Here is a 13042-nt window from a genome sequence, read left to right as displayed (position 1 = left end):
GCCCCAATTATCTACGCAGTTATATTCCTGTATTTCAATTCTCCACTTATAATGCGTGCAATCTTTTAATTCAATTAATCTACGTTTCAAACAATCATTTTTTGCGAAATAAAGTTAACAATTCCGTGAACCTATTTTAGGACAAGACCATGTAAACAACCCTAAACTTAAAGCCGGTAATTGACTGGAAGTGCCGCACAAAAAAAATTCCGGATGGGTATTTTAGGTACTCCATCCGGAAATTATTGCATGAAATAACTGTGCTAATTACTCTGCTTTCCAGGTATTATTAGCATGGTTAAAATCGGGTATTTTGTTGTTTGGATCAATCACCACTTTGGTAATTTTATCGGTAGATGGGTACCTGAATTTCCAGGTAGCACCATGCTGCCAAATTTCAACCGGCAAATGAACGGTACCAGTTTTACCATTGGCTTCTGTAATTGCCACAGTAACCGGCATGGGCAACTGACCTAAATTTTCAATGGTAATCATACTGCCATCGGCGGGGTTATTATTGTTATATGCAACGCCTTTCACCGCTTGGTCAATACGCCAGCTATGCATAAACCAACCCCGCCAAAACCAATCTAAAGTTTCGCCGGTATAGTTTTCAATGCAATGGAAAAAATCCCAGGGTGTGGGATGTTTAAATGCCCATTGGTGCACATAGTAACTAAAGGCACTATCAAAACGGCCGGGGCCTAAAATTTCTTCGCGCAGCAATTCCAAACCCATACCTGGTTTATAATAAGCATAAATACCCAGGTTTTGGGGTTGTACCACATCGGGAATGGTAAAAATACTTTCGGTACTATCTCTAAATACATAACGGGCAGCCATGTGGTGGTTATCCATGCGGTGATTTAAAAATTCGCCATTATTAAAATGTGCATCGGCCATGGTATTAATAAAGGTGTTAAAGCCTTCATCCATCCATGGAAACTTACGTTCATTGCTACCCACAATCATCGGAAACCAGTTGTGGCCAAATTCATGTGAGGTAACACCCCATAAACTGGAACCTGAAGCACGATACCCACAAAATACTATACCCGGATATTCCATTCCGCCCACAATACCGGCTACGTTGGTAGCAGTTGGGTATGTAAACTCAAATAAATATTTTGAATAATATTCAATAGCGCCTTTTACAAATTCGGTAGAGCGTTTCCAACTACTATCGCCATTGCTTTCCACCGGATACACACTCATGGCCAGCGATTTTTTGCCACTGGGCAGGTTAATGCGGGCAGCATCCCAAATAAAGGATCTGGAGGCAGCCCAGGCCACATCACGCGTATTCAGGCATTTAAACTTCCAGGTAAGCATTTTTTTAAATGGCCGGCTATTGGGGTCGGTAACTTCGGCTGCCGTACGCAGCATCACTGTTTTATCACTTTGAGTGGCTTCTTTCCAACGTTTTAATTCAGTTGGGGTTAATACCTCTTGCGGATTCATTAATTCACCGGAGCCTACCAATATAAAATTGCCGGGTACGGTAACATGGTATTCAATATTGCCATATTCCAAATAAAACTCACCCTGGCCTAAATAAGGCAATGTATTCCATCCATATACATTATCGTACACACACATACGGGGGTACCATTGTGCTATTTCATAAATCCAACCATTTTTTGTATTCAGCCTGCCCATACGGTCGGTACCATATTCGGGAATTTTAAAGCTGTAATTAATTTTTATCTGAATTTTTCCGCCCTGTGCTTTCAACAATTTGGCCAGTTTAATTTGCATACGGGTATCGTTAATAAGATAGTTGGCTTTTTCGGTTTTACCATCTACCACCACATCAACTGATTCAATATGATAACCACCATTAAAATTATTGCGATTAGCCCAACGGCCACCACTTACCGCGGTAGTTGCTACCCCGCGAGAGGATAGGTTGTAGATATTCTGATCTAACTGCAACCAAAGAAACGAGAGGTTTTGCGGGCTGTTGTTGGTATAGTTGATGCGTACAGCACCTTTAATGCTTTGTGCCAGGGTATCGATACTTGCATCGATGTTATAATCGGCCCGGTTTTGCCAGTATTCGGGGCCTGGGGTACCATCTGCCGCTCTTATTTTATCGCCAAAGGCAGGATAAAACATCGGGGCAAAAGCTTCGTGTTGGTTGTAAGAGCCGGCAGTTTGGGCATTAAGGCCACAGGCCAATACAAGGAAAACAACAAAAGAATTGAATTGCTTCATGTGCAAATTTTTGTAGTTAAAAAAATAATCGGAAAGTATCCAAAAAAAAGAGCATCTAAGATAAGTATGCCGCTTGTTTTTTGATGGAATTATTTGATGATTGGTGTTTTTTTTATAGAAAAATTAAGGTTTTAGAAAAAAGATGCAGTAAAATGGGTATTTCAGCGAATTTGTTCGACAGGTGTTCGACAAGTTTGATGCATATACCAGTCTTTTTCGGCATTTGCCAAAAATGTGTCGAACCTGTTTCGAATCAGTCTCGAAGAAGGTAGAGAGGAAAAGGGGGTACGGAGGGTAGGCTGTTGGTGATGCTTTAAAAATTTTCTTTCCTTTATTTGTGGGTTCGTGTCAGTAATACTTGTCTTAGGGGTTTTAATCATTGAAAGGGAATCCTTACTGTATGCTAATTAACTGTGGTTCATTTTTTTCACGCAAAGGGCGCCAGGTTATAACGCAGAGCACACGTAGGGGCCTTTGGCGATTGGTTTTTAGCAAGTCTTTGTGGAAGATGGCATTTCATTCATATACCTGTTACATGGCTTCGTGGCAGCTTCTATGCTTTTTCTGTTTGGGGGGATGGCCACCAATAAGTATTCAACATGATTACGCATTAGGCATGGGCTGGATTTTGTACATCTCATTTTGCATAAATTTCATATTTAACATTGATATGTAAGCTAAGTAAAAGATACTAACGGCTACACCTTGATGTAGATTTTCTTTTTATCCAGCATATATACAATGAGCCAATAAAAGGCAATTAAAATAAGGGCATAAACAAGAGAACCGATGCGTTCATCGGTACTAATGGGTTTACAGATTTGTTCATAAAACCAGCCAAAAGGTGAAATATATACCGGCAAGCCCACTGCGTTACTGCCATGTGGTATGCGTATTAAACCCAGTATACGGGGTAAAAAGCCACTCAGTACAAAAATAAAAAGGGGGTTTTTACCAAATACGTCAAAAAAGTGGCTCCAGGCACCTCGTTTTTCTTTAAACTCAATGGCATAGATGAGAATGCCCAGTGTAGCCATGGCCAAACCGCTGGTGTATACCACATAACTACTGCTCCATATTTTTTTATTGATGGGGAATACCATATCCCAGGCATAACCGGCAGCCATTAATACGAGTGCCAGCACCAAGAGGTTTGCCAGCATATCATAGGTTTTTCCTTTTTGTTGTATGTATTGTCCGGTTAAATACCCAATAATTACCTGCACCACAGCACCGGGCGTACTCGACAGTCCCTCCGGATCGAAAGGCACCCCCTCTCCTTTGTACACGTGGTTCAGTCCGAATACATGAATATCGAATGAAGTGCCCCAAAAGCCCTGCAGACTAAAAGGATCGCCAGGCTCACCTGCCAGCAGGGTGAGTACCCAATACAATAATAAAATAATACAGCCAATCACAAAAGCGCCACGGGCCTTAGCATAATAAATAATCAGCGCTGCAAAAAAGTAGCTGAGTGCAATGCGTTGTAATACGCCCATAATGCGTACTTGTTCAAAACCTTTAATAACTAATTGGCCATCATGCCATTGCACAAAGGGCGTCCAGTTTAAAAAGAGGCCAATGAGAAAAATAAGGATGGCTCTTTTGAAAACTTTTTTTAGGAAAAAGGCATTCCCTTTTTGTTCAAATCGGGGTAGTACAAATGAGAAGGCATTACCTACGGCAAAGAGGAAAAAGGGAAATACCAAATCGGTGGGTGTGCAGCCATGCCACGGTGCATGTTCCAATGGGTTAAAAATATGTTCCCATGAGCCCGGATTATTCACTAAAATCATGAGTGCTACGGTAGCACCGCGAAATACATCTAAGGAATAATAACGCTGTTGTTGCATAGAAGGGTATTTGGCAAGGCGTTAAATTAAGTAAAAGAAATGAAAACAAAGGGTTAGGGTTTGTTTATTTATTGAGCATGCGTTATGGCATGCATCTGTTACGAAAACAAAAAACTGTTTTACTGCTACTATTTGTTCCTTCCATTTTGTTGCAATAAAAAGCGGCATAAAAAGAGGCTATCCGAAGATAGCCTTATGTGCATTAATCAGAATTTAATTTCTTCTTCATTTTCATCAAAGAAATGGTACTCTATAAAGCTATAATTGTTATTGGGCATGACTTTCAGAGCAATTTTGAATTTCATTTTCCATTTTTTTACAATAGACCTGAACCAACCTTTGGTTAAGAATGCATATACAATGGGATGCACATATAAGTCAATTTGTTTATGACCATGGGTTACCAGATACTGCAGTCGTTTTTCTATTTCATCTTCCAGTAATATAGAAGGCGTTACCATACCAGTGCCGCCACAGGCCGGACAAATTTCAGAAGTATTGATGTTTACCTCCGGACGCATCCGCTGGCGGGTTATTTGCATTAACCCGAATTTGGAAATAGGCAATACGGCATGTTTAGCCCGATCGGTTTGCATGTATGCTTCCATCGCTTCCTGCAATTTTCGTTTGTTATCGGGCAATTTCATATCAATAAAATCAATCACAATAATGCCGCCAATATCGCGTAAGCGTAACTGCCGCGCAATTTCTTCTGCTGCTTCCAAATTGGTTTGCAGGGCATTCTCTTCCTGGTTATTGCTAACACTTTTATACCCACTGTTTACATCAATAACATGCAGGGCCTCGGTATGTTCAATAATTAAATAGGCACCGCTGGGCAGGTTCACCGTTTTACCAAAAGAGCCTTTTACCTGTTTGGTTACCCCATATTGATCAAATATGGGTAAGGGGCCATTGTAATAGGTAACAATATCGGCCTTATCAGGTGCAATTTTTTGAATATAGGCCTTGGTATCGTTGTAAATATTTTTATCATTAATCACCACCCGGTTAAAATCTACTGTCAGCAAATCGCGCAGCATGCTGGTTGTTTTATCCTGCTCGCTTAGTATTTTAGCCGGTGCCACTGCACCTTTCAGGTTGTGTTGAATTTGCTTCCAGGTTTCGTTGAGTGCAATTAAATCCTGATGCAGTTCCGCAGTACTTTTACCTTCAGCAGCAGTACGAACAATAACCCCAAAGTTTTTGGGGCGAATGGCTTCTACAATTTTATGCAGGCGCTTTCTTTCTTCAGCAGAATGAATTTTTTTAGATACAGCAACAATTTCGTTGAAGGGGGTTAATACTACAAACCGGCCGGGTAGGCTTAATTCGCAACTGAGGCGTGGGCCTTTGGCTGCAATGGGTTCTTTTAAAATTTGCACCAATATATTGGGCTTCCCGTTCAGTACTTCATTGATTTTGCCTGTTTTTACAATTTCAGGTTCAATATTGAAAGTACTAAAGTCGAAAGGTTTTTCGCCCTTATCGTGCATAGCCAATTGGGTAAATTTCAGGATAGAGTGTGCATAGGGCGATAAATCGGTATAATGCAAAAAAGCATCCTTTTCAAATCCCACATCAATAAATGCGGCATTCAATCCTGGAATCAGTTTTTTTACTTTTCCCAAATACAAATCGCCCACGGCAAAATTGGCATCTGCTTTTTCATTGTGCAGTTCTACCAGTTTTTTATCTTCCAGTAAAGCAATCTCAACCCCACTGGGGGAGACGTTAATAATCAGTTCTTTGTTCACAAATTTGGCAACTTTAATATACATAATGACGCACCCCGGTTATAAGCAGGAGCACGCAGTGTACACTTCATGTATTTACCCTTAAAGGTGGGAAAGGTAAAGTTGCAGCGGAAAGGAGGCGGCAAATACATTACAGTGAAACAGAAGCAAGGCCTCCTGTATAAAGGATACGGAGACCTTTACTTTATAAAATGAAAACCTGTTAAGAAATTATTTATTCTTTTTCTTATGACGGTTTTTTCTTAAACGTTTTTTACGTTTGTGAGTAGCAATTTTATGACGTTTTCTTTTCTTACCACAAGGCATACGCTGTCAGGTTTTTTTTAGTTAATTAATTTATTTTAGTTCATTGATACGCTTATCGATTTCTTTTTTGATGGCATCATTGTTAATCATTCGTTTAGCCGTTTCATACCATTGAATGGCATGGGCTTTATCGCCCTGCATATCATAGGTTTCGGCTAACTGAAAAATGGCTTCCAGATTATGCGGATCTTTCCGCACAATAAACTGAAAACGTTCAATTGCCTTGTCTAACTGACCACTTTTTTTACCGCCTAACCCCAATACCATTTGTGCATAGAGGTTATTGGAGTCTTTCTGCGCTATTTCACGAACCGGCAGGATACCCTGCATGGGATTATCGGAAATATTGCCGAACATATAACAAGCCCCCAACCCTATTTTACTGGAATCGTTGTTGGGATTGATAACAAGTGCCCTATCTAAAAGATCTTTTGCATTTTCTGCCAGCCAGTGTTGCATAGCCGGATTATTCTCTGTCAGCAGGTTATCTACAAACAGTTGGGCGGCAAATGTGAGACTTTTTTCCGAATTCTCCAACTTAGCTGCCTGTGCAGTATAATAAGCATAGGGTTCAAAAACGTGGGCAGAGTCTTTCCAGAACTTTGCCAACTGGTGGTAAACGTGCAATTGCTGGTCTTTTACATCGCCACGGGTTATGGCATTTTCAAGGGCAATGATTCTTTGATTTTGTTCGGGGTTGAGCTGCTGGCGGGCTTTTTGTAAAATATCTTTGAACTGAACTGCGGGTGGTGCACCTGCCTGTTGCTCCATTGAAGCTGCGGCTCCGGAGGATTTGGGGGCACTCACTTTTCCAAATACAAATAACAACACTACCGCCACAACGGCACCGGCAACCAGTAAAATTTGACTTCTTTTCACTATTTCAATTTTGCGCAAAGTTATTCCGACTTGCGCTTGTTCCGAACTTCCTCCATAAATTCTTTTGCAGGCTTAAAGGCGGGAACAAAATGCTCGGGTATTTGCACTGTGGTATTGTACTTGATATTACGGCCTAATTTAGCCGCCCTTTTTTTGGTAACAAAACTGCCGAAACCCCTGATATAAATGTTACGACCGGCAGCCAGATTGTTTTTTATTTCGCCTAACATGGTTTCAAGCGTTACCAGTACATCCACTTTTGGTATACCTGTTTTTTCGGAAATGATGGTAATGAGATCTGATTTTCTCATAAAAAAAGCTTTTCGGATAAATAGTTCTTAAAATTAGGATAAATTTTGAGTAATACAAGAAAATAAAAAAATAATACATATTAATGACTGATTGCAAATATATTTATAAGTGCATGATTTACATAATATTATGCCGGATATTCTTTGATTGAATTATACTTTAACCGCTCAACAGTTTCATGTATTGTGCCAATTTTATTACAACTTTGCCCTATGCGGCAACAAAAATTAACACCCTTGCTTTTGCACTGGCACCGGCACCATAATGTACGCACCATGCCCTGGAAGGGTGAGAAAGACCCCTATAAAATATGGCTGAGCGAAATTATACTGCAACAAACCCGTGTAGAACAAGGTTGGGCTTATTATGAACGCTTTTTAAAGCAGTACCCTGGCCTGCCCGATTTAGCCCATGCAACAGATGAAGCTGTTTTTAAATTATGGGAAGGACTGGGCTATTACAGCCGCTGCAAAAATTTATTGCATACTGCACGATTCGTATTACAAGAATACGGCGGACAATTTCCTGCCGATTATACTGCCCTGCTGGGTATGAAAGGAATTGGCCCTTATACAGCAGCAGCCATTGCTTCATTTGCCTTTCAACTGCCTTATGCCGTGGTAGATGGTAATGTTTTTCGTGTGTTGGCACGTGTATTTGGCATTGATACCCCTACCGATAGTACAAAAGGAAAAAAGGTATTTACACAACTGGCACAGGAAGTATTGTGCAAGCAACACCCAGATTTATTTAATCAGGCAATTATGGATTTTGGCGCTACGGTATGCAAACCGATGTTACCACACTGCAGTGCTTGTCCATTACAGCCCATCTGTAAAGCACATCAGGAAGGAACTGTATACCAATTACCCGTGAAAGAAAAAATATTGCTGAAAAAAAAACGCAGGTTTTATTATTTTTTATTGGAACACAATGGAATGGTATGGATACACAAAAGAGCTAGAAAAGATATATGGGAAAATTTGTATGAATTGTTTTTGGTTGAAAGTGCAGAAGAAATAGAATGGACGGAAAGGCAGGTGCAGCAATGGTTACACGAACAATGGGGGGTGAAGGATTATACTTTATTGCAGGTTTCGGGCAAGGAAACACAGCAGCTTACACACCAACAAATTTCAGGAAGATTGATACATGTTCAATTCAAAACAGAATTGCCTGCCTTGCAACAATATGAAACCATTGCATTGGCAAAGCTGGCAGAAAAACCTTTTCCGAAATTTATACACCAGTTAATGAAAAATGCAGGAATATGGTAATACTGAAGTACACCAATACATAATTGTTATGTATTACAGATGATTGCTGAGCCCATAAAATTTTATAAAACATTTTTATTCCTGAGCTTGCACCAACCCTTCTATAAAAGAAGATACGAGCGATACAATGATACTGAACCAAAGGGCAGGCCACCAGCCATCAACCCTGAATCCGGGCACCAGCACCGATGTCCATTTAATAATTATTACATTAATGACCAACAGAAATAAACCCAGTGTAAGTATGGTGAATGGAATGGTTAACAGCACTAAGATGGGTTTTACAAATGTGTTCAGTAAACCCAGCACAGCCGCCACCAATATGGCAGTAGCAGTGCTATTCACATGCACGCCATTCAAAATGAATGTGGCCAGCAGTATGGCTACCGCTGTGAATAATACTTTAGAGAGGAATGATACCATACAATTCTAATTTATATCACCTCAAGTTCGTAAAAATCATCCGGATTCAGGTATTTTTTTGCCAGTACCTGCAGCTCCTCTCCGGTAGTGTTTTTTATGGTTTGAATGCTGGTATAAAAATAATCGGCAGGCATCTCATTCAAAATATAGCTTTTCCAACGTTCTATGATATGAAAAGGCCCATCCACATCACCCAGCAAGGTTCCAATCATAAAATTTTTAATAAGGCTCAACTCTTCTGCCGTTACAGGTTCTTTTTGCAGGGCCAGCATTTCTTTATAGGTTTCTTCAATGGTAGCGCGGCTAACATCTCTTCCCGCTTCGGTAGTAACCATCCAGGCACTTTGTTGCTGATGCGCCTGTATAAAAGAGTGGATGCCGTAGGTATAGCCTTTGTCTTCGCGAATATTACTCATCAGCCTCGACCCAAAAAATCCGCCAAACAATGCATTCAGCAGTTGCGCTTTCAAAAAATCGGGATGATGGCGATTGGGAAAAGACCTTGCCAAACGAATGGCAGCCTGTACTCCATTGGCATCATTCATTACAGAATACTTTTTCTGAGCCGAAGGTGTAATTGAAAAATTAGGCTTCGCCAATGCAGTACCGTTCAATGGCAGTTGACCAAAAAACTGATTGAGCAACTGCTCAACATTGGCCGGTAATTTACCGGCAATAAAAATGGTACAGTTGCCTTTCAAATAATATTGCGCATAAAACTGCAAGAGATCTTCACGCGTTAATGCATCATAATCAGCCGGATTACTGTATTTGCCATAAGGATGTTGTTCACCAAACAAATAGGCATCTATCATACGATTGGCCACAAAATCTGCCTTCTTCAAATTCACCGCCAGCCGTTGTTTTTGATTTTGCCGGTAAATGTTCAGTTCTTCTTCGGGAAAAATCGACTCGCTTAAAATTTCTGACATAGCAGGCAATAACTGTGGCAGGTATTTGGTTAAACTGTGCAAACTAAGCGAAGCCCTTTCGTGGTAGCAGCCCCGGTTCAGATAAGCGCCATACATTTCAAAATGTTCATTCAGTTCAAATGCATTTTTGGTGCGGGTGCCATTTTTTAATAAGAAATTAGTGGTAGCTGCCTGTATATTTTTTTGCTCGTACCAGTTACCTGCATGGAAAACCAATTCTAACTGTACTACTTCCTGAGCACCAGCTTCCACTGCATAAACGAGTACACCGTTATCGAGTGTAAAATGCCTGGCAGGCTGTAAATGTAAATGCAGGTGTATAGGTTCAGTAATGGAAGGTTGTTGGGTTCTGTTCATCATAATGCTTTGCTGTAATAATAAAGGGTATTTACATTTTCCGGTTTAAAAATAGTTTGTGCACCTTGCCTTATATCTTCTATAGTAACGGCATGATAACGGTTCAGTTCATGGTTAATCAAATTAGCATCGCCCAGCAGTTCATAATAAGCCAGGCTGTTGGCACGGTTCATGAGGGCCATATCTTCAAACACAATCACACTTTCTGTTCGGTTTTTAATTTTCATTAATTCAGTTTCAGATACCGGCTCTTCCACCAATTGCTGTATTACCGCATTCACGGCAGCTTCGGCATGTTGCATGGCAACCCCTTTTACCAATTTGCCCTGTATGGTTAACAATCCCGGATCAATACTACCCAACTGATAACATTGAATATCAGAAAACAATTGCTGTTCTTTTACCAATGCCTGGTATAAACGGGAAGAGCTGCCACCACCTAAAATTTCTGTAATCAGGTCGGCAACGTAGTAGCCTTTGTGTAAGCGCCCATCCATGTGCCAGGTTTTCATTAACGCATCCAAAGGCACATCGGCAGTTACTTCCATTGTTCTGGCAGCCGTTTGCAAAGGCTCGGCAGGTAAATGGCGTACATATTTTTCGGCCTTGGGTATATCGCCAAACCATTTTTCGGCCAAACGGCGGATATTGTTGGTTTTTACATTGCCTGCCACTACCAATATGGCATTAACGGGTCGATAATGTTTGAAGAAGAATGCTTTTACGTCTTCTAACTGCACCTGTTCAATATGGCTCAGTTCTTTACCAATGGTTAACCACTGGTAAGGATGCACCTGATAAGCTAATGCCCGCATTTTATGCCACATATCGCCATAAGGCTTGTTGATATAGTGTTCTTTAAACTCTTCACACACTACTTTCCGTTGCACTTCTAAGCTTTTTTTGCTGAAGGCCAAACTCAACATCCGGTCGCTCTCTAACCAAAAGGCGGTTTCAATATTTTCGGCGGGCAACTGGCAATAGTAGTTGGTTAAATCGTCGGTGGTATAGGCATTGTTTTCGCCTCCGGCTCTTTGCAGGGGCTCATCATAATCGGGAATATGTTTGCTGCCGCCAAACATTAAATGCTCAAACAAATGGGCAAAGCCTGTTTTAGCTGGGTTTTCATCACGGGCACCCACATCATACATCACATTCACAACAGCCATGGGTGTAGCGGTATCTTCATGTACCAGTACCCTTAATCCATTCTCTAAAACAAATCGGTTAAATTCAATCATAATCGTTCAGTGAAGGGTGCAAAATAGCAACAAAAAAGGAGAGTTAGCGCACCTGTTTTGGAACAGCAGATTTAAAAATTGATAAAACAGGATTTATCGGCGCAAAATATTCACAATTTTCAAATCTAAAGTTTCGAGTCGGCCTTTGCGTTGCACAATTACTTTTATTCTTGAGCCTGCATTTTGCAGTATATTTTTAAAAGTTTGAATATTTTGAGTGAACACATTGTTCATGGCAAGAATGATATCATCGGGTAAAAAGCCTGCCCTATCGCCGGGCGAGCCGGGCATTACATCTACTACTTTTACGGCACCATCTACCCAATAAATACCCAGTCCGGTATAAGAATAATCAAATGGATCGAAGTAATGCTGGTTGGGAACAATGTAAATACTTCTTTCTGAATAATTGAGAATTACATTAAACCGGCGCATCAAATCATTACCCAGAATGCCACCCAAAAAGGGATAGCTGGTAATATTGTAATCATCCCTGAATATTAGTAAAGGCACTCTTCTGAACTGGTAGGGGCCAATCTTAATTTTTTCTGTAACGGTTAACTGCATTTCCTTTTTACCGCCCAAACCCTCGGCTTGTGTGGGGTATAATTTGCGTTTGGTTTTCAGCAAATTGCTATCCTGCAAAAAACGATCGGAAATTAAAAAACACAGCCCGGCTCCTGTATCAAAAATAAAACGGCTCAGCACTTTTCGGGCATCGGTAATGGTAGCCGGCTGGTATACCAATGTACTAAACCGGGGATGTAAAATATATCCGCCACTACCCTTTGGATATTTAAATGGACCCGGCGGATACACCCCAATGGTATGGGTATCATAATCAATACTTACTACATACCTGCTAAAAAACGAATAGCCAATAATGCCATCAATTTTTACGCCATAAACGCTGGTTAACAAATCGTAATTATTGATGTGGAAATCGAGGCTATCTAAGTTCAACCCCGGAAATGAAAGGCGATGATGATAAGTAAAATCAACCTTTCTAATGCCGGCAATTCCCCGAATGGTGCGGTCGGTGTGCACCCTTTCCAAATGAAATTCATCTACCGTAGCCGAATCGAGCGATATGCCGCCACTGCCGGTATCTAAAATAAAATTGAGTGAATCGGGTATATCATCCAAAGCCGCTTTTAAAATAATGATGCCTCCGCTTAATTGTATAAATTGAAAACCGGCTATGGGTTTTGGGAGCAATTGGGCAAAGGTTTTAGTAGCTTGTACCGACTGTGCCTCAATTAATGAAATACTGAATAAACTGATACAAAATACAAGGATTGATTTCATGCAATGATTCCCATTCAGATTTTAGCATGTATGGGTAATGTTATTCAATATAAGCAAGATTTATAATTTACACAAGTTTAGTTTATACAAAAACACGAAAGGTGTGATGAATATTTAAACGGAAAAACAAAGACATGTTTTAACCGAAGCATGGATGAGTATTGTGCAACCAAAAAAAGG

At 40.5% G+C, this 13042-nt stretch carries 10 protein-coding genes; 1 reads left to right on the top strand and 9 read right to left on the bottom strand.

Annotation, left to right across the window (positions count from 1 at the left end; translation table 11 throughout):
- Positions 1-267 precede the first annotated feature (267 nt).
- The 5 genes from A0F92_RS04785 to A0F92_RS04765 all read right to left on the bottom strand — a co-directional run bounded on the left by A0F92_RS04785 (position 268) and on the right by A0F92_RS04765 (position 7323).
- Positions 268-2217, bottom strand: coding sequence for a M1 family metallopeptidase (locus A0F92_RS04785; RefSeq protein ID WP_068242234.1), 1950 nt, complete (start codon positions 2215-2217; stop codon positions 268-270).
- 698 nt (positions 2218-2915) lie between these two features.
- Positions 2916-4070, bottom strand: a complete 1155-nt coding sequence (locus A0F92_RS04780; protein WP_068242233.1) for an acyltransferase family protein — start codon at positions 4068-4070, stop codon at positions 2916-2918.
- Positions 4071-4276: 206 nt separating this feature from the next.
- Positions 4277-5851: an Rne/Rng family ribonuclease gene (locus A0F92_RS04775; RefSeq protein ID WP_068242231.1), complete on the bottom strand. Its 1575-nt coding sequence runs from the start codon at positions 5849-5851 to the stop codon at positions 4277-4279.
- Positions 5852-6163: 312 nt separating this feature from the next.
- Positions 6164-7012, bottom strand: coding sequence for a tetratricopeptide repeat protein (locus tag A0F92_RS04770; RefSeq protein WP_253810173.1), 849 nt, complete (start codon positions 7010-7012; stop codon positions 6164-6166).
- Between the two features lie 20 nt (positions 7013-7032).
- The gene (locus tag A0F92_RS04765) at positions 7033-7323 is read right to left on the bottom strand and encodes an HU family DNA-binding protein (RefSeq protein ID WP_068242229.1); all 291 of its coding nucleotides are present in this window, start codon (positions 7321-7323) and stop codon (positions 7033-7035) included.
- Between the two features lie 213 nt (positions 7324-7536).
- On the opposite strand from A0F92_RS04765, the gene mutY reads away from it, so the two are divergent.
- Positions 7537-8601, top strand: a complete 1065-nt coding sequence (mutY, locus tag A0F92_RS04760) for an A/G-specific adenine glycosylase (RefSeq protein ID WP_068242227.1) — start codon at positions 7537-7539, stop codon at positions 8599-8601.
- A 75-nt stretch (positions 8602-8676) separates the two neighbouring features.
- Here mutY and A0F92_RS04755 read toward each other — a convergent pair whose 3' ends face one another.
- From A0F92_RS04755 to A0F92_RS04740, 4 genes are all read right to left on the bottom strand, one after another.
- Positions 8677-9024, bottom strand: a complete 348-nt coding sequence (locus tag A0F92_RS04755; protein WP_068242225.1) for a phage holin family protein — start codon at positions 9022-9024, stop codon at positions 8677-8679.
- A gap of 11 nt (positions 9025-9035) precedes the next feature.
- Positions 9036-10316 (bottom strand): M16 family metallopeptidase, encoded by a 1281-nt coding sequence (locus A0F92_RS04750; RefSeq protein ID WP_068242223.1) that lies wholly within the window; start codon positions 10314-10316, stop codon positions 9036-9038.
- Entirely contained in the window at positions 10313-11554 is a 1242-nt protein-coding gene (locus tag A0F92_RS04745) for a M16 family metallopeptidase (RefSeq protein ID WP_068242220.1), read from the bottom strand. Before A0F92_RS04745 ends, A0F92_RS04750 begins: the two co-directional genes overlap by 4 nt.
- 93 nt (positions 11555-11647) lie before the next feature.
- Entirely contained in the window at positions 11648-12862 is a 1215-nt protein-coding gene (locus A0F92_RS04740) for an aspartyl protease family protein (protein ID WP_068242218.1), read from the bottom strand.
- Positions 12863-13042 lie beyond the last annotated feature (180 nt).

Source organism: Hydrotalea flava, assembly GCF_001623405.1.
Taxonomy (GTDB): domain Bacteria; phylum Bacteroidota; class Bacteroidia; order Chitinophagales; family Chitinophagaceae; genus Hydrotalea; species Hydrotalea flava.
Note: the sequence above shows the minus strand (reverse complement) of the source record. Positions and strands in the feature narration are given on the sequence as shown.

Coding starts and splice junctions, on each gene's coding strand:
- A0F92_RS04785 (WP_068242234.1), bottom strand. CDS start 2,217: ATGAAGCAATTCAATTCTTTTGTTGTTTTCCTTGTATTGGCCTGTGGC.
- A0F92_RS04780 (WP_068242233.1), bottom strand. CDS start 4,070: ATGCAACAACAGCGTTATTATTCCTTAGATGTATTTCGCGGTGCTACC.
- A0F92_RS04775 (WP_068242231.1), bottom strand. CDS start 5,851: ATGTATATTAAAGTTGCCAAATTTGTGAACAAAGAACTGATTATTAAC.
- A0F92_RS04765 (WP_068242229.1), bottom strand. CDS start 7,323: ATGAGAAAATCAGATCTCATTACCATCATTTCCGAAAAAACAGGTATA.
- mutY (WP_068242227.1), top strand. CDS start 7,537: ATGCGGCAACAAAAATTAACACCCTTGCTTTTGCACTGGCACCGGCAC.
- A0F92_RS04755 (WP_068242225.1), bottom strand. CDS start 9,024: ATGGTATCATTCCTCTCTAAAGTATTATTCACAGCGGTAGCCATACTG.
- A0F92_RS04750 (WP_068242223.1), bottom strand. CDS start 10,316: ATGATGAACAGAACCCAACAACCTTCCATTACTGAACCTATACACCTG.
- A0F92_RS04745 (WP_068242220.1), bottom strand. CDS start 11,554: ATGATTGAATTTAACCGATTTGTTTTAGAGAATGGATTAAGGGTACTG.
- A0F92_RS04740 (WP_068242218.1), bottom strand. CDS start 12,862: ATGAAATCAATCCTTGTATTTTGTATCAGTTTATTCAGTATTTCATTA.